The sequence below is a fragment of the Bradyrhizobium sp. ORS 285 genome, from assembly GCF_900176205.1.
Lineage (GTDB): Bacteria > Pseudomonadota > Alphaproteobacteria > Rhizobiales > Xanthobacteraceae > Bradyrhizobium.
Genome location: NZ_LT859959.1, coordinates 6,247,609 through 6,264,735 on the forward strand (window position 1 = coordinate 6,247,609; position 17,127 = coordinate 6,264,735).

Annotated in this window: 13 protein-coding genes; 7 read left to right on the top strand and 6 right to left on the bottom strand. The window is 65.3% G+C overall.

All coding sequences use genetic code 11. From position 1 onward, the window contains the following. The first annotated feature begins 13 nt into the window (after positions 1–13). The 7 genes from BRAD285_RS28140 (at position 14) to BRAD285_RS28170 (ending at position 10,828) form a co-directional block, all read left to right on the top strand. Positions 14–1,129, top strand: a complete 1,116-nt coding sequence (locus tag BRAD285_RS28140) for a ring-opening amidohydrolase (protein WP_006611591.1) — start codon at positions 14–16, stop codon at positions 1,127–1,129. A 269-nt stretch (positions 1,130–1,398) separates the two neighbouring features. Continuing rightward, positions 1,399–3,810, top strand: coding sequence for a TonB-dependent siderophore receptor (locus BRAD285_RS28145; protein ID WP_006611590.1), 2,412 nt, complete (start codon positions 1,399–1,401; stop codon positions 3,808–3,810). A 433-nt stretch (positions 3,811–4,243) separates the two neighbouring features. Beyond that, positions 4,244–6,772: a TonB-dependent siderophore receptor gene (locus BRAD285_RS28150; protein ID WP_006611589.1), complete on the top strand. Its 2,529-nt coding sequence runs from the start codon at positions 4,244–4,246 to the stop codon at positions 6,770–6,772. 45 nt (positions 6,773–6,817) lie between these two features. Then, positions 6,818–7,507: a Fe2+-dependent dioxygenase gene (locus BRAD285_RS28155; protein WP_006611588.1), complete on the top strand. Its 690-nt coding sequence runs from the start codon at positions 6,818–6,820 to the stop codon at positions 7,505–7,507. 790 nt (positions 7,508–8,297) lie between these two features. After that, the gene (exbB, locus tag BRAD285_RS28160; RefSeq protein ID WP_035646069.1) at positions 8,298–9,557 is read left to right on the top strand and encodes a tonB-system energizer ExbB; all 1,260 of its coding nucleotides are present in this window, start codon (positions 8,298–8,300) and stop codon (positions 9,555–9,557) included. A gap of 6 nt (positions 9,558–9,563) precedes the next feature. Further along, positions 9,564–10,013, top strand: coding sequence for a TonB system transport protein ExbD (gene exbD, locus BRAD285_RS28165; RefSeq protein WP_006611586.1), 450 nt, complete (start codon positions 9,564–9,566; stop codon positions 10,011–10,013). A gap of 26 nt (positions 10,014–10,039) precedes the next feature. Next, on the top strand, positions 10,040–10,828 hold the full coding sequence (locus BRAD285_RS28170; protein ID WP_006611585.1) for an energy transducer TonB: 789 nt from the start codon (positions 10,040–10,042) through the stop codon (positions 10,826–10,828). Between the two features lie 697 nt (positions 10,829–11,525). On the opposite strand, the gene BRAD285_RS28175 is transcribed toward BRAD285_RS28170, so the two are convergent. The 6 genes from BRAD285_RS28175 to BRAD285_RS28200 form a co-directional block, all read right to left on the bottom strand. Next, on the bottom strand, positions 11,526–13,391 hold the full coding sequence (locus tag BRAD285_RS28175) for an outer membrane beta-barrel protein (RefSeq protein WP_006611584.1): 1,866 nt from the start codon (positions 13,389–13,391) through the stop codon (positions 11,526–11,528). Between the two features lie 107 nt (positions 13,392–13,498). Continuing rightward, positions 13,499–13,840, bottom strand: a complete 342-nt coding sequence (locus BRAD285_RS28180) for a cupredoxin domain-containing protein (protein WP_006611583.1) — start codon at positions 13,838–13,840, stop codon at positions 13,499–13,501. Between the two features lie 571 nt (positions 13,841–14,411). Continuing rightward, positions 14,412–15,209, bottom strand: a complete 798-nt coding sequence (locus tag BRAD285_RS28185; RefSeq protein ID WP_006611582.1) for a cytochrome b/b6 domain-containing protein — start codon at positions 15,207–15,209, stop codon at positions 14,412–14,414. A 10-nt stretch (positions 15,210–15,219) separates the two neighbouring features. Continuing rightward, entirely contained in the window at positions 15,220–15,498 is a 279-nt protein-coding gene (locus BRAD285_RS28190; protein ID WP_006611581.1) for a PepSY domain-containing protein, read from the bottom strand. 588 nt (positions 15,499–16,086) lie between these two features. Next, positions 16,087–16,290, bottom strand: coding sequence for a hypothetical protein (locus BRAD285_RS28195; RefSeq protein ID WP_244422170.1), 204 nt, complete (start codon positions 16,288–16,290; stop codon positions 16,087–16,089). 220 nt (positions 16,291–16,510) lie between these two features. Then, positions 16,511–17,125 (bottom strand): DUF4399 domain-containing protein, encoded by a 615-nt coding sequence (locus BRAD285_RS28200; protein WP_006611579.1) that lies wholly within the window; start codon positions 17,123–17,125, stop codon positions 16,511–16,513. Positions 17,126–17,127 lie beyond the last annotated feature (2 nt).

Below are 17,127 nucleotides of genomic sequence, written 5' to 3' on the forward strand. Positions count from 1 at the left end.
GGAGCCCCTGGACATGCCGACCGCCTTGCGCCGCGCCGCCGTTCACCGCCTGCCGATGCGAGGGCCCGACGATGTCGGCGCGCTGCAGGCGGCGATCGCGCAAGGCGCGATCGACCCGGCCGGCATCGTCGCCATTCTCGGCAAGACCGAGGGCAATGGCTGCGTCAACGACTTCACCCGCGCCTTTGCGGTGCGCTCGCTGGAGACGCTGCTCGAAAAACATCTGCCGGCGGACGCGGTCCGGCAGATCGCGATGGTGATGTCCGGCGGTACCGAGGGCGCGCTGTCGCCGCACATGATCGTGTTCGAGGCGCGCAAGGATGACGGCGGCGCACCGCGCGCCCATACCAAATCGCTGGCGCTGGGGCGCGCGCGGACGCCGGTGCTGCCGAGCGAGCATCTCGGCCGGCTGCCGCAGGTCGAGCAGGTCGCCGCCGGCGTGCGCGCCGCGATGGCCGATGCCGGCATCAGGGATGCCGCCGATGTCCACTACGTCCAGGTGAAATGCCCGCTTCTGACGATGGAGCGGATCGAGGCGGCGGAGGCGCGGGGCGCCCGCACCGCCGTGCGCGATACTTTGAAGTCGATGGGATTCTCGCGCGGCGCTTCGGCGCTCGGGGTCGGCGTCGCGCTCGGCGAGATCGCGCTCTCCGATTTGTCGGACGCCATGATCTGCGCGGACTACACGCGCTATAGCGAGCGCGCCGCCACCTCGGGCGGGGTCGAGCTGCTCGATCACGAGATCATGGTGGCCGGCATGTCCGCGGATTGGAGCGGGCCGCTCGGCATCGACCACGCCGTCATGCGCGACGCGATCGATATCGAGCCGGCGCGGGCCGCGTTGGCCCGGCTCGGGCTCGATGTGGCGGGCCAGGTGCCGGAGGCCGCCCGCGGCCGCATCGCCGCGGTGCTGGCCAAGGCGGAGGCGGCGCAGAGCGGCAGGCTGCGCGGACGCCGCCATACCATGCTCGACGACAGCGACATCTCCTCGACCCGCCATGCCCGCGCCTTCGTCGGCGGGGCCCTGGCCGGATTGTTCGGCTTCACCGACCTGTTCGTCTCCGGCGGCGCCGAGCATCAGGGCCCGGACGGCGGCGGACCGATCGCGATCATCGCCGAGCGCGGCTGATCGCGCCCCTCAGCTCACCCGGCATTGGTGAAACCCACAGGGGATGCGCCCCGGCGGGGCATCTTCGCGCGAGACGGTATCTCACGGCCGGCAAGCGTCACATCGCTAGATGCGACTGATTATCACATGCATATTCCTGGTTCCGCCACCCAGGGAACCAGTTTCGGTCCCATTCCACCCCCTTGTGGAGAGGCATTCGCAATTGGAACGGGCCAATTGCGGATCACGCACCAAGAGTCAGTTCTGCGTATCCAATGGGGTGGTTGAGTATGGGACAAGCCGTTTTTCCAGCAAGCTTGCGCGCCGGGGCGGCGCATCGAGGGGCCCCCGCCCCCGACATGACCGGGAGGGACATCTCCGGCGTGAAGGTGTCGGCGGTGGCGAGCCTGATCGCGGTGGCGTCGTTCTCGGGGGCCGAGGCGCAACAGGCGCCGCTGCCGTCCGTCACCGTCGAAGCGCCGGCGACGCGCGCCAAGCCGGCGGCGTCGCGTCCGTCGGCCGACCAGATCCGCGCCCGTAGCGCGCTGCGCCGCGCCGCGCGCCAGCCGCAGCGACAGCCGCAGGCGCCGACCGGCCCGCAGACGCCGCCCGATGCCAATCCTTATGCCGATGCCGCCGCGCCCTATAAGGTCGATCGCGTCGCCTCCGGCAAGTTCACCGAGAAGCTGGTGAATACGCCGAAGACCATCACCGTGATGAGCAAGGAGGTGATGGAGGACAAGCGCATCACCACCCTGAAGGAGGTCGGCCGCTCCACCGCCGGCGTCACGCTCGGCTCCGGCGAAGGCGGCAACGCGTTCGGCGACCGCTTCTTCATCCGCGGCTTCGACGCCCGCAACGACATCTTCATCGACGGCATCCGCGATCCCGCGGTGTCGGTGCGCGAGAACTTCTTCACCGAGCAGGTCGAGATCCTGCGCGGGCCTGCGTCGGCCTATGCCGGACGCGGCACCGCCGGCGGCGCCATCAACATCATCACCAAGCAGGCCGGCGACCGTAATTTCACCAATGCCGAGTCGACCATCGGCACCGACCAGACCAAGCGCGTCACGCTCGACGTCAACCAGACGATCTCGCCGACCTTCTCCGTGCGCACCGGCGGCCTGTTCCAGGATGCCAATGTGGCGGGGCGCGACCACGTCACGGACGATCGCTGGGGCGGCTTCGTCTCGACCAAGTGGACGCCGAACGACTCGCTGAAGGTGACGACCAACTACGTCCACACCGATCTCTCCGGCTATCCGGATTTCGGCGTGCCGTTCTACAAGCAGGGCAACATTCCGGTCACCTCGGCCGGCATCCCGCGCAACACCTGGTACGGCTTCCTCAACCGCGACTTCCAGGCGGCGCGGCAGGATTTCGGCACGCTGGCCGGTGAGCTGAAGCTCAGCGACAGCGTCACCTTCTCGAGCAAGCTGCGCGGCGAGCATTCCGAGCTGAACTATATCGGCACCCTGCCCAATGCGAGCGTGACCGGAACGGCGAGCCCGGATCCGACCAAATGGGTCTTCAACGCCAGCCCGCAGAGCCGCTATCAGACGGTCGACAACTGCGCCAACCAGAACGACCTGACGATCAAGTTCGACACCGGACCGGTCAAGCACACCACGGTTGTCGGCACGGAGTTCTCCAAGGAGAACATCTCGATCGACCGCTATGCCGGCCTCGCCTCCGAGGCGTTCGGAACGCAGGGCACCGCCACCGGCGGGCTACAGAACCAGAACATGTTCAGCCCGGCCTATACCAACCTGCCGTTCACGACCGTGGGCTATCTGACCGGCAACCCGACCCGCTACGACGTCGACAGCAAGAGCGCCTATCTCATCGACACCGCGAACTGGCGCGACACGCTGATCTTCACCGGCGGCCTGCGCTATGACGGGTATGCGATGCGCTCGTCGAACAACACGGCGTCGGCGACAGTCGATTCCGACCTGATCAACTACAATCTCGGCCTGGTCTACAAGCCGCTGCCGATCGCCAGCCTCTATGCGGCCTATGCGACCTCGGCCAATCCGTTCGGCTCGGAGCTCGACGGCACCGCGACGGATTACGGCGGCATCCCGCCGAACAGCACCATCATCCTCGGGCCGGAGCGCAACAAGGGCGCGGAGGTCGGCACCAAATGGGAGCTGTTCGACCGGCACCTGCTGGTGACCGGCGCGCTGTTCCAGACCACCAAGGACAATGCCCGCGAGACCGTCAACGGCCTGCTGACCTCGGGCGCCGCCTACCGCATCCAGGGCATCGACATCGAGGCGGAGGGCAAGCTGACCGATCGCTGGAGCATCTTCGGCGGCCTGGTGCTGATGCAGTCCAAGGTGACGCAGAGCGGCGTCGCCTCCAACGCCGGCCTGCAGCTCGCCAACATCGCCCACCAGTCGCTGAGCGTGCTCTCGAAGTACAAGCTCGACGACGGCTGGGAGATCGGCGGCCAGGCGGTGTACCGCTCGAAAGTGTTCGGCGGCACCTTCGCGGCCAACACCGGCAACGAGCTGCCGAGCTACTGGCGCTTCGATGCCTTCATCGAGAAGCAGTTCGACAAGAACTGGAGCGCGAAGCTCTACGCCCAGAACATCACCAACCAGCTCTATTACGACACCTTCTACCGCAGCAACGTGCCGTTCACGCAGGTCGCTCCGGGCCGGGCCTTCTACTTGATCACCACCGCGAAGTTCTGAAGAGGCCAATCACGAATGAGCAACGATGTTGCCGGATTCCCGCCGCACCTCGCAGGTGCGGCGGGTGCGAAGGCGAGACGAAACGCCGCAACCTGAGACATTCCGACGCAGGTACTGGAGTCATCCAGCGGTATCAGGAGCCGCTACTCGCTTGATCCAGGATTGAAGCCTGTCCGCAGGCGCAACCAGGAGGTTTCATCTGTTGCCGCAATGCGACAGCATGCGAACAATTGTCATTCTCGGAAACGGATTGAAACTTTTCGCATTCCGGCCATGAGCGGAACCAGCTTTGGACCGCTTTCCCCCGCTTCTTGACTTGCATTCGCAACTGGTACGGGCCGGTTGCGGCGTTCAACGAACCCGAGGTTCCCGAGGGGAACCGGAGGGTTCCAAGCCCAAGTCTCAAGTTGCGTAACGAATGGGGTGGTCGAGTATGGGTAAGGCAGTCTTTCCAAGGAGCTTGCGTGGAGCAAGCTGGCACGCAGAGGAACCATCCGCTGAGATGTCCGGCGTGAAGGTCTCGGCGGTCGCGAGCCTGATCGCGGTCGCGTCGTTCTCGAGTGCCGAAGCCCAGCAGGCGCCGCTGCCCTCCGTCAACGTCGAAGCCCCCGTGGCGCGTCCCAAGCCGGCCGCCTCGCGCCCGAGCGCCGAGCAGATCCGCGCGCGCGACGCGATGCGCCGCGCGGCCCGTCAGCAGCAGCAGCAGCAACAGGCTGCGGCGCCGAAGAGCAACCTGCCGCCCGACCGCAACCCCTATTCCAGCCCCGCCTCCGACTACAAGGGTGAGCGGCTGCAGGCCTCCGGCAAATTTCCCGAGAAGCTCCTGAACACGCCGAAGACGGTCACGGTGCTGAGCAAGGAGATCCTGGCGGACAAGAACTCCACCAGCTTGAAATCCGCCGTGCTGTCGACCGCCGGCGTGACGCTCGGCACCGGCGAAGGCGGCAACGCGTTCGGCGACCGATTCTTCATCCGCGGCTTCGACGCGCGCAACGACGTGTTCATCGACGGCGTGCGCGACGCCGGCGTGTCGGTGCGCGAGAACTTCTTCACCGAGCAGGTCGAGATCCTGCGCGGCCCGGCCTCCTCCTTCGCCGGCCGCGGCACCACCGGCGGCGCGATCAATATCGTGACCAAGCAGGCCACGACCGACAACAGCTTCTACAACATGGACACCACGCTCGGCACCGACCAGACCAAGCGCGTGGTGATCGACGTCAACCAGAAGATCACCCCGACCTTCGCCGCGCGCGTCGGCGGCCTGTTCCAGGATGCAGGCGTCGCCGGGCGCGACTACGTGACCGACAACCGCAATGGCGGCTTCATCGCCACCAAGTGGACGCCGCTCGACACCGTGACGCTCGCGACCAACTACATCCACACCGAGGTTTCGGGCCGCCCGGACTTCGGCGTGCCGTATTACCGTCCGAGCACGCTCACGGCGGGCGCGCCGTTCCCGGAGGTCGGCTCGCCGCGCAACGCGTGGTACGGCTTCGTCAACCGCGACTTCCAGCGCATCGGCCAGGACATCGGCACGATCAACGCCGAGGTGAAGATCACCCCCGACCTGACGATCTCGGACAAGGTCCGGGTGTCGCGCTCGACACTCAACTATATCGGCACGCTGCCGGAAGGCGCGACCATCACCAATCCGATCGAGAACTCGGTGATCCGCGCCAACCCGCAGAGCCGCTTCCAGCAGACCGACGTGCTCGCCAATCAGCTCGATGCGACCTACAAGTTCGACACCGGTGCCTTCAGGCACACCCTGGTCGCCGGCCTCGAAGTGTCGCAGGAAAAGGCACTCATCAACAGCTACACCGGTCTCACCTCCGAGCAGCAGGGCCTTCCTTTCGCAGGCAATGGCTCACTTTCCAATGTGAGCGTGTTCAACCCGCAGTTCACCAACCTGCCGTTCGGCATTCCATCGCTGAGCCAATTCCCGACCAACCTCAAGGTCGACACGGTGAGCGTCTATGCGCTCGACAGCGTCAACTACCGGGATCTCGTGATCCTCAACGGCGGTGTCCGCTATGACAAATACGACGTCCGGGTCGACGGCTTCGGCACCGTCAACGGCGTCGCCAACACGCCGGGTTCGACCGCCGCCTCCAGCGGCCTGCCGAACTTCAATCTCGGCCTGACCTTGAAGCCGGTGCCCTATGCGAGCTTCTATGCGGCCTATGCGACGTCGTCGAACCCGGTGGGCGCGGAGTTCGATGGTCTCAGCGCCGCCTATGGCGGTCTGACGGCGGTCACCAATGGCGGGGCCAACCAGGTGTTCGGGCCCGAGAAGAACACCTCGATCGAGATCGGCACCAAATGGGAGCTGCTCGACGGCCGCCTGCTGGTGACCGGTGCCTTGTTTCAGACCGAGAAGGAGAATGCCCGCGAGTCGTTCAACGTCACGAGACAGACGGCGACGGCGGCGTGCCCCTACAACGCCACCTCGGGCAACGTGCCGTGTATCTCGGCCGGCGCAGCCTACCGCATCCGCGGCATCGACCTGCAGGCGGGCGGCAAGCTGACCGACAAATGGAGCATCTTCGGCGGCCTCGTGCTGATGCAATCCGAGGTGACCAAGTCGAACATCCTGCCGGCCAACACCGCGCTGTTCGCCAGCAATGTCGGCCTGCAGCTCGCCAACACCGCACACCAGTCGTTCAGCCTGCTGACGAAGTACCAGATCAACGATACCTGGGAGATCGGCGGCCAGGCCGTGTACCGCTCGAAGATCTTCGGCGGTACCTGGCTCGCGGCCAACCAGGGCACGGAGCTGCCGAGCTACTGGCGCTTCGATGCCTTCGCGGAAGCCAAGCTCGACAAGAACTGGACCGCGAAGCTGTTCGTTGCCAACATCTTCGACAAGCTCTACTACGACGCCTTCTATCAGAGTGCCGCGCCGTTCACCTTCGTCGGACCGGGCAGAAGCGCATCGATCGTCCTGTCGGGACGCTTTTGATCGCCTGACGATCCACGCCGGGTACATTCGCGAGTTGATGAGTTCATGCTGATCTGTGTCCCCGGAATTCTAAGCAAAGACGATGTGGCGGACTTCCGCCGCATCATGGACCAAAGCGACTGGGAGGACGGCCGCTCGACGGCCGGCGCCCAGTCGGCCATGGTGAAGCGCAACGAGCAGCTGCCGCCCGACAGCGAGGTGGCGCGCAAGCTCGGCCACCGCATCATTTCGGCGATGACCGCCAATCCCCGGTTTCTCGCCGCCGCCATCCCGCAGCAGATCTTCCCGCCGCTGTTCAACCGCTACGCCGCCGACGCCGGCCATCATTTCGGCATCCACGTCGACAACGCGGTGCGCGGCGACAAGCTGACCGGCCTGCGCATCCGCACCGACCTCTCCGTCACGCTGTTTCTCTCGGAGCCCGAAGAATATGACGGCGGCGAGCTCGTCATCGAGGATCTCTACGGCTCGCACGAAGTGAAGCTGCCGGCCGGCGATCTCGTGCTGTATCCCGCCTCCAGCCTGCACATGGTCACGCCGGTGACGCGTGGCGTTCGCGTCGCCTCGTTCTTCTGGCTGCAGAGCATGATCCGCGATCCCCTCGCCCGCAGCATGATCTTCGACTTGGACACCACGATCCAGGGATTGTCGCAGCGGCTCGGGCGCGACGATCCGGAGATGGTGCGTCTGACCGGCCTCTATCACAACCTGATCCGCTACTGGGCCGAGGCCTGAGTCCACATTTCCCGCTCCCCGCGGTTCAACCAGCGATCGCGATCGGCAAGGAGCCGGGCTCCACCGACGGAGCAGCCTGGCTCTTGCATTTTCTGGATCATCTCCCGGATTGTCCGGCGAATTCGCCTCCAACTGCAGCGATCTCCCAAAGGCGACGCAAGCGGCGGACGATCTCATTCGGCCGACATCAGTGAATCCGACATACCTCGCGCGGGCCGAACCAAAGGCGGGCGCCCTCTCTCCCCGATCAGTTCCCTTTATGGGTTGCACGTCTTGTGTGCACGTTCGCAAACTCGCAGCAGACGCAGACCGCGCGGGACTTTGATTGATCACGATGTGCAATCAGGTCGCGCAGTATGTGCAAGACCGAACCCATCGGCCCGTTGATTCGTTTCGATTCCCCATCTGCGTCGCGGCAGACGGGATAGCGTCTCCGAAACTGCGCTTCAGCAGACGTAAGCGAGACTGTTCCGCTCACGTCGACGGCGCCGGCTAATTAGAATCGATGGAAGACGGAACGGCGGCAATTGCGTGACCGGTGTGTCCGGTTGCGAGCGCACGCATCATTCGAATCATTCCAGTTCAAAGCTTTCAGATAGTTAGCTCAGTCGCGACCGCCTTGCGCGTCGATCCGGTGATCGCCGGATTCGGTCCTACACATCGCATCGCACGCGCCGGCTTGATTGCCGACATCGATGGACCCGCTTTGAGTCAACGCGTCGTCTCAAAACAGCCCGCTTACGCCAGGAAACATTACGGCAAGTTTAACTACCAAGGGGTGTGCAGCAACATGTTCAGGAACGTTCTTTACGTAGGAGCGGTGATTGCCGCCGTTTCGGCCGGCGCGGTTGCGCATGCCGAGCAGCCGGCCGCCGCGCCGAAGCCTGGCCAGGCTGCGACTGCGCCGCAGACCGCAACAACGACTCCGGCGAGCACCGCCGCAGCAAAGAGCGTCCCGACTCCGACGGCAACGGCCGCGACCCCGGCATCGGCTCCGTCTCAGACAACGGCACCGAAGCCTGTCACCACCGGACAGGCAACGACACCGCCGGCTGCAGCACAGACGGCGCAAGCGCAACCGGCGACTGCACCCGCCTCTGCCGCACCTGCGCCCGCTGCAACGACTCCCGCAGCAACGACCAGCGCTGCGCCGACGCCCGCCGCCACCACAGGCCAGACGTCCGCTGCTGCAGTGGCCGACGCGCAGGCACCCGCCGCCACGGAAGCCGTGACCGACGCGGCGGCGGCCGACAAGCCGAAGGAACAGGCAGAGAAGCCGGCGCAGTCCGCTGCGCAAGCAGCAGCCCACGTTCCGCATGACCTGTCGCCGTGGTCGATGTTCCTCGCCGCCGACATCCTGGTGAAGTCGGTGATGATGGGCCTCGCACTGGCCTCGCTCGCCACCTGGACCGTGTTCATCGCCAAGACCGTCGAATTCGCTGTTCTCCGCCGCAAGCTGAGCAGCGCGCTCCGCAAGGTCGACGACGTGCGCTGGCTGTCTGAAGCCAAGCTCGCTCTGGGCTCGAAGCAGAGCGTGCTCACGGTGCTGATCGATGCAGCGATGCATGAGATCCGGATGTCGTCGGAGCTGCCGCCGCACGGCGTCAACGAACGTGCCGCGTCGAGCTTCTCCGAGATCGTGCGCGCCGAAGGCCGTCGCTGCCGCACCGGCATGGGCCTGCTCGCCACCATCGGCTCGATCTCGCCCTTCGTCGGCCTGTTCGGCACCGTCTGGGGCATCATGAACAGCTTCATCGGCATCTCGAAGTCGCAGACGACCAATCTCGCCGTCGTCGCTCCGGGCATCGCCGAGGCGCTGCTCGCGACCGCCATCGGCCTCGTGGCTGCGATCCCCGCCGTGATCATCTACAATCACTTCACCCGCGTGACCAAAGGCTACATGGAGCTCGTCAACCGCTCCTCCGGCGCCACCGCCCGCATGCTGTCGCGCGATCTCGATCGCGGCCAGAGCCACCATACGCCGCAGGGCCGGGGCTTCGAGCCGATCCACGTCCACTCGTCGCCGCCGATGGCGCTGGCCGCGGAGTAAGCGATTATGGCCGTCTCTCTCTCGGAAGCCGATGGCGACGACGATCTCGGAGAATCCGCCGACATCAACGTCACCCCGTTCATCGACGTGATCCTGGTGCTGCTGATCATCTTCATGGTGGCGGCGCCGCTCTCGACGGTCGACGTTCCCGTCGACCTCCCGACATCGAGCGCGACGCCGCAGAAGAAGCCGGACAAGCCGATCTATGTCAGCATCAAGCCGGACCTCACGCTGTTTGTCGGCGAGGAGCAGGTGAAGCGGGCGAGCCTCGTGAGCACGCTCGAGCACATTCCGGATGCCGCCAAGGACAAGTTCATCTTCCTGCGCGCCGACCGCGGCGTCGCCTATGGCGAGCTGATGGACGTAATGGAGCTGCTGCGGACCGGCGGCTACCCGAAGATCAAGCTGGTCACGGTCGAAGGTGTCCCGCAAGCGGCAGCGCAAGCCGCTCATTGAAACCAGTGAAACGACGGAAGCAGAGAATGGTCGAACACAAGTATCAAGGAGCGACCCGCCGCTTGTGGATCTCGGCGGCGATCGGAGCATTGATGCTGCACGGCGGCGGAGCGGCGCTCGCGGTGGTTCATCTCAGCGGCCAGGACACCGAAGGCGGCCTCGGCGCGGCCGGCGCCGAGTTCGCCCTCGAGATGGCCTCGCCTCAGGTCGAGGAGAACGACCTTCCGCCCGGCCCCGACAGCGATGCGGCGGAGGCCGCGCCGGAGCAGATGCAGCAGACGGCAGAGGTGAAGGAAACCGACGCGGTCAAGGACAAGCCGACCGAGACCGAGGAGGAAGCCGACCGAGTCGTCACGCAGAACGAACCGAAGAAGCCCGAGAAGGAAGAGCAGCAGGAGGCCGCCCAGCAGGCCGAAGCCTCGGTGGCGTCGGCTGCGCAGCAGGAGTCGGCACGCAAGGCGCTCGACGAGGCCGCGCCGCCCGCGGAGACGGCGAAAGCGCCGAATGTCGGCCTCGGCAAGGACAAGCAGAAGCTGACGGAGAACTGGGGTCGCAAGATCAGCGCCTATTTCGAGCTGCACAAGCGCTATCCCGACGGCAAGAAGCACGCCGGCACGGTGAAGGTCGCGCTGGTGCTGAGCCGCGCCGGCAAGGTGATGTCGGCCTCCGTCATGCAGTCCTGCGGCGACCCGATGTTCGATGACGCTGCGATCTCGATGATCCGGCGCTCCGATCCGGTCCCGGCACCGCCGTCCGGACTGACCGACGATCAGTTCAGCTTCAGCCTCGACGTGAACTTCAATCAGAAGAAGTAGTCGCGCGGTCCAACGCACATCGATCTGCAGACTGAGCAGCGCTTGCATTGCGCGGGCGCTGCTTTTTCATGGCGAGGAGTCGCGGAGCTACCTTGCCAGGTGATGAACGACCTCAGCCGTCACGCCGACGAGCCGCATCAGGCCAGGCGTCTTGAGGGGCGAGGCTCGAGGCGTGGCCTCATGGTTCGAGACGCGCCTCCGGCGCTCCTCACCACGAGGATCAAGAGCCAAGGGCGGCGCTGCACACCATAACGATTGATCGTTCGCATTTTGCCATGCACGATCTCGCCCCTCACCCTGAGGAGCACGCCGAAGGCGGGCGTCTCGAAGGGCGAGGCCCGGCTGGCCTCATGGTTCGAGACGCGCCTTCGGCGCTCCTCACCATGAGGATCAAGAGCCAAGGGCGGCGCTGCACACCATAACGATTGGTCGTTCGCATTTGCCATGCACGATCTCGCCCCTCACCCTGAGGAGCACGCCGAAGGCGGGTGTCTCGAAGGGCGAGGCCCGGCTGGCCTCATGGTTCGAGACGCGCCTTCGGCGCTCCTCACCATGAGGGTTGACCTGTGAAGCCGACGCTGCAGATCGCCATGAGTAGCGTGGTCATGGAGAAAGCTTGGTATTCAACTGTCTGAAGTTCACGTCCTGCCAGTCACGGCGTAGCTGGCTAACGGGACGGATCACCGGGCATCGCTGATCAGTACTGCACCCTGGCGCCGACCTGCACCACCGTCGCCGACAGATTGTTCTCGCGGAAGTTCGAGCGCGTCTCCTCGCGCCGGACGCTGGCGCGGAACTGGAGCAGGCGGGAGAATTTGTAGAGCATGCCGAGCTCGACGAGATAGCGGTTGTCGACGCGGGTCGTTCCGGTGAATGCGTCCTGGCCGTAGCCGGCGAGGAAGGTGCCGACCAGCCACGGCTCGAACTGGTGCTCGACGCCGACGGTGACGTCGCGCTTGAGAACGCCGGAGATGCCGGGCTCGGTGATCTCGACCACCTGCGACTTGGCGCCGAGCGCGATCGCCGTCTCCTTGGCGAACTGCCAGGTGAGATTGGCGTCGGCAATGAAGCCGTTGACCGGCTTGAGCATCGGATCCTGATAGCGGCGATTCAGGTAACCAACGGCGACGTCGCCGGTCAGCTTGTCCGCATAGTTGAAGGTCACGCCCGCTTCGACCGCCGTACCGGTGGAGTCGCGGCGGAAGCCCTCGGCATCGACCGCGATGTCGTGAACGCGGCGGTCGACCGCGACGTCGACGAAGGGGCGGATCTCCGGCGTGAGATTATAGGTGACGCGGCTCTGCGAGCCGTACTGCACGAAGTTGCGGTCGGCGTTGCTGACGATCTGGCCGTCCATCAGAGATGCATTCTGAAACGCGACCCGGTCGATGGCGGCCTTGGTCGAGACTTCAAAATCCTCGAACCGTTTGGTGACTCCGGCGGAGCCGCCCACGGTCGATGCCAGCGGAATCTTGGCGAAGCGGCCGGCGAAACGCGGCGTGCCGGGGTCATCGGCATCGACGGCAACGTGGCCCTCGCCGTTGAGCGCAAACGTATCGGTGATGTCGTAGCGCCCATTCACCTTCGCGTCGACGGTGGGCCTCGAGAGCTGCCGGAGCTTGGCATAGTCGATGTAGCCGACGCGCACATCGGCGTTGAGCAGATGCTTGTCGAACTGCGAGCGCACGAGCAGGACCGGCGCGACGCTGACGAAGGCGGAGCCCTTGCCTTGCGGCACACGTCCGGGATTGCTGTCGAAACCGGAGGACATCTCGAAGGCAGGTTTTAGAATGAAGTTTCCCACCGTGATGCCCTTGGGCTCGAAAGGGTCCTCCTCCATCATCGGCGGCGTCTGCGCCGGCTGCTCCTGAGGCTTCTGTCCTCGATTGACGGGCGGCAGCCGCATCTTCGGCTTGTCGGCCAGAACAGGCGGGATCGGCTGCGCATCCTGCCGCGGGATCGGCGGCAGATTGCGCGGCAGGACGCCGCGGGTCGCCGGCGGCGGACTGACGGCGAAGGCCAGCGCATCGAGGCAGCGATTGGGGACATTCGTCGTCGACAGCCGGCCCGGCGTCGACAGGCAGCCGCCGACCAGAAGGCCCGCGGAGGGTGCGCCGAAGAAACCGTTGCGTACAGGTGCGAGACGCGGTGCGGGCTCGCGGCGCGCCGCCTGAGGCAGCGCACCCGCTCCCGGATCGATCGGCGAGCGCGTCGTCCGCGCCGGCGGTCGCTCCTCCATTTGCTCCGATGTCTTCGGCTCAGGATCGGTGCCGCCAGGCGAGACGATCACTTGCGGGATGACCACCGGACCAGTGCCATTCGCCGGCCGCGCCGGCTGGCGGCGGCGATTGGGGACGACGATGACGGGCCCGCCCTCATTGGTCCCGGGATCTGCATAGGCCCGGGCCTGCGTGCCGGGAATGACGGTCTGGGCGTAGGACGGCGCGATCCCGAACAGTGTCACGAGCAGCACGGTGATCGCCACCGGCTCCTCCCGACACCGCAGAACGTCGCCACTAATGCGACGTCCGGGCGCGCCTGTCTGTCGTCCTGCTCGTTCCAAAAAACACCGTCTCCATCGCGTGCGGCAGGTCTTCGAAACCGGGCTTTGCGCGATGACGTGCCGTGGGTCACGACGCCGCGAAAGCCCTGAGATCACCCTGGGTCAGATCACTCGACGACCAGCGTGCCCTTGTTGCCCTGGTGGAAGTCGTCGAAGAACTCGTAGCGGCCGGGCTTCTGCGCCTTGACCTTCACGACACCCTCCATGTTCGGCTTGATCACCGTCTCGAACTGCAGCGGCTCGCTCTCGAACTCGACCGGCGCGCCATCCAGGTTCTTGACCTTGAACACGATCGGCGTATCGGCCGGCGCCTTCAGCTCGGCCGGCTGAAACTTGTTGTCCTTCACCGAAATCTCGATGGTGGTCTCGGCTGCACCCGCAGGCATTGCAACCGCCCCGGTCAGCAGCGTGACGGCTCCTGCGGCGAGTACGTTCTGAAAGAGCTTCATGATGTATGTCCCTGTCCCGAATTCACCCGTGTGCCGGATGTCTTCTCTGCCCGCCGCTCCCGGCGAGGCTCCGACACTTCGTAGAACGACTATAAAGTTTCGAATGCGGCAATTTGCCGTGCCGAATTTTGGCAAACTCGTTGTGTGCGACAAAGCGCGTCGATTTGTTAGTTTCGCCAGCAACGACGTGACATGCAGTGCATCCGCCGATGCCGATGCGCGCGACGTCACGCAGCGAAGACCAGGAAACTAGCGGCTTTTTCCGCTCGAATCGCAATGGCTGCTCGATGCCACTTAGTTCGCGCTCCGGACCGTTCTGATCTGAGACATCACGCCCGATAGCGGAGCCGGCGAGGCGCTACGAAGACGACAATGGCTCATGCCGATCGCGGCGAGCTTGCGGCATCATCCGGATGCCAAACGCCGAATCATCGGGACAGCTCCGGCGCCGAACATGCGTTCGCCCCATGCATCCTTGCGCTTTCTCAGCGCGGCGTGGCCGCTCATCGACGACGGCACTTCCTCGCCGGCTGATTGCCGGTCGAGGACATGCGATCGAAACGCAACGAGGTTACCTGCCGACCCCGAGCCGCTTGTCGTGGACGCTGAGCGAACGCGGCATGCGCGCCGGTCCCGGCGGCTTCGTCGCGGCGGGAGCTTGCGGATTCGTACGCAGCGGCGGCAGATCCGGCACGACTGAAATGTGCTCGTCGTGCACAACAGGCTCGGCCTCCGGCTTGCGTCTCGCAGTCACAACGGGGCGTGCCGCAGGCGGCGCCGCACGCAGGATGCCCGGCACCCGCTTGCGTCCCGTGAGCATCGCACGCGCCAAATTCTCACGCTGCAGCAGGCTCATCCACAACGTCCCGAGCACGTGCACGGCGATCAATGCGATGATGGCATTGGACGACAGCGCATGCGCCTGCTCGATCCAGCCGACGCCGAAGAACCGGACCGAGACCTGCATGAGCCCACTGAGGGTCGAGACGATCAGGAGCGCGAGCATCACGACCAGCATCGCAGCGCCTGCCGGGTTCAGGCCGAGATAGCGCCCCGTCTCTCCCCGCAGCATGCCCAGGATATACTGAGGCGCCGCCCGCAGCTTGAGGCTGATCCGCGCGAACAGCGAATGCCGGCTGCCGATCAGCCCCCAGATCAGCCTGAAGGCGAGCAGGCCGATGACGGCATAGCCTGCCGTCCGATGCAATCGATCGTAGGTGTTGGGCGTGACGCAGGCGACGAGCACCGAGGCTGCGAGAGCCCAGTGCCAGACGCGCAGCGGAAAGTCCCAGACCGCAACGGTGTCCGAACGTGAGTTCGCCGGGGCCTCGGACGAGACGCTCCGGTGTGCCTGTCCTGCGTCACGCATGATCGTCAGATCACTTCGCCTTGGTATGCTTCAGCGCGAGATCCTCGGGGCTGTAGAACAGCTCGAACAGCTTGCCGCCCTTGACGCCGTAGACCTCGTAGCAGGTGCCCTCGATCTTGGTCTGGCGCACCTCGTAGCCCGCCGCCTTCGCCTTGGCTTCGGCATCGGCCACGGTCTTCCACGATGCCTTGTCGAGCTTGGTGCAATCCTTGTAGCCGTCGGCGAGTGCTGCGGAGCCGGACACCGCGCCCATCGCGAATGCAACGACCATGATCTTGATGACCTTCATTATTCAAATCCTCCTCGAAGACTGCGCCGTCGGCGCCTCCAGCGCTCAATGCGCGAGCTACAAAGGGAGGGAGATTTCAACGAAACTTGGACGGCGCCTGCCGCGCCGCGCGGCCCGCGATCGGCATGCGCGTCGCAACTCGTCCCGCATGCGGCCGCATTGTCGCTGGCCGGCGGACGCATTTACGTTCCAGGCAAGATCGAACCATGTCGGCGCAACGCTGATGTTTTCTGATGCCACGCGGCTTGCGTCGTGGCGTTCGCTTGCAAGTGACATTGATTCGCAAGCACGTATCGCCAACGCGATGGAACATCCGTGTTCTCTCCGCGCGCGACGCATCGCTGCAGACACATCCCGGACCACACTCCTGCCTGATTGCGGCTGTGACGACGATGCGGCGAGAAGGAAGCCAACAGCGGCGAGCTGCGACTTAAGGTCTCACAGAATATTTTTGAGCTCGGCGATTGGTCGCCTGCCGAAGCGCAGCGACGATACGTAGAACCAACTGTCAAGCGGCCACGACTCTGCCTGGCCACTCTGCGCACATCCGGGCGAAGCAACGCGCGCTTGCGCTGAGGGCCGCGCGCTTCAACCGCGATCAGCGCCCTTGCCGATACGGACAGCCGACCAGGATGGCGGATCGCTGCAGGGGAAGGACTGGTCGGAGGCCTCGGCCACGAGGTCCCAATTGAGATCGGGGTCCGCCATGGCGGCAGGACCGGAGATGCGGCCGTTGCCCGGCGAACTGATCTCGTCCTCGACACCGCTGCGAAGCGCGGCGTGGGAAGGCATCGTGGGCCTTACTGCATGCTTTGGCATGGGGCCATCCGTTGCTGCGGGCAAGGATGGTGACGGATCGCCTCGCCGCTTGGATCGACAAGCGCCGCTGTCATCGATCGTTCCTGAAACAGCGGCCGGCGCAGCTCACGACAGCGCGTGCGAGCTTGCGGATCGATCACGCAAGAGCTGGCTGCGCCTCGAGGCGCCCAGCCGCAGTCCGTCTTGGGAGCGATCAGCGCGCGCCGGAGAAGACGCGGCTGATGAAGTCAGAGCTCTCCGGCGACTTCGTCATCTCCGGCGTCACCGCGGGCTGCAGCGGCAGCGGCTCTGACGGGGCGGCCGCGCGCTCCATCAGCTTGCGCCGCTCATTGGTGCTCCTGGTGGCGCGCGCCTGCTCCTCGCCGCTCGACTTGCCCACGGTGATCATGATCTTCTCCGAGACCACGGGCGGATCGAAGTTGAGGTGCTTGGTATCGCCCAGGACGAGTTGCAGCGTATGCTTGCCGGGCGGCAGCTCGATGCGCGCCTCGGTCTCGCCGGCGGCATAATGGATGTGCTTCTTGTCGCGGGGGATCGCCTCGCCCGCCTGCATCGTCTCGTCGACATCGATCAGCAGATGATGATGGCCGCTGCCGGCGAAATCGTCACCGGCATGCGTCACTCCCATGTTGCGAAGGCCGAAGCGGCAGATGAAGGGACCGCTCACCGTCTCGCCGTCCGCGGGCGAGATGAAGTAGACGCGGGCATCCTTTGCAGCCTTGGTGCCCTTGGCCGACAGCAGCGACGGCGCAAGCGCGAGCGAGAGGGTCAGGATGAGACAGAATCGACTGGACGTGGTCCGCAACATTT

Excerpts from the sequence above, each read along its gene's own strand:
- BRAD285_RS28195 (WP_244422170.1), bottom strand. The coding sequence starts at position 16,290 with ATGCCTTCCCACGCCGCGCTTCGCAGCGGTGTCGAGGACGAGATCAGT.
- BRAD285_RS28190 (WP_006611581.1), bottom strand. The coding sequence starts at position 15,498 with ATGAAGGTCATCAAGATCATGGTCGTTGCATTCGCGATGGGCGCGGTG.
- exbB (WP_035646069.1), top strand. The coding sequence starts at position 8,298 with ATGTTCAGGAACGTTCTTTACGTAGGAGCGGTGATTGCCGCCGTTTCG.
- BRAD285_RS28140 (WP_006611591.1), top strand. The coding sequence starts at position 14 with ATGCCGACCGCCTTGCGCCGCGCCGCCGTTCACCGCCTGCCGATGCGA.
- BRAD285_RS28200 (WP_006611579.1), bottom strand. The coding sequence starts at position 17,125 with ATGTTGCGGACCACGTCCAGTCGATTCTGTCTCATCCTGACCCTCTCG.
- BRAD285_RS28180 (WP_006611583.1), bottom strand. The coding sequence starts at position 13,840 with ATGAAGCTCTTTCAGAACGTACTCGCCGCAGGAGCCGTCACGCTGCTG.
- BRAD285_RS28145 (WP_006611590.1), top strand. The coding sequence starts at position 1,399 with ATGGGACAAGCCGTTTTTCCAGCAAGCTTGCGCGCCGGGGCGGCGCAT.
- BRAD285_RS28155 (WP_006611588.1), top strand. The coding sequence starts at position 6,818 with ATGCTGATCTGTGTCCCCGGAATTCTAAGCAAAGACGATGTGGCGGAC.
- exbD (WP_006611586.1), top strand. The coding sequence starts at position 9,564 with ATGGCCGTCTCTCTCTCGGAAGCCGATGGCGACGACGATCTCGGAGAA.
- BRAD285_RS28170 (WP_006611585.1), top strand. The coding sequence starts at position 10,040 with ATGGTCGAACACAAGTATCAAGGAGCGACCCGCCGCTTGTGGATCTCG.
- BRAD285_RS28185 (WP_006611582.1), bottom strand. The coding sequence starts at position 15,209 with ATGCGTGACGCAGGACAGGCACACCGGAGCGTCTCGTCCGAGGCCCCG.
- BRAD285_RS28150 (WP_006611589.1), top strand. The coding sequence starts at position 4,244 with ATGGGTAAGGCAGTCTTTCCAAGGAGCTTGCGTGGAGCAAGCTGGCAC.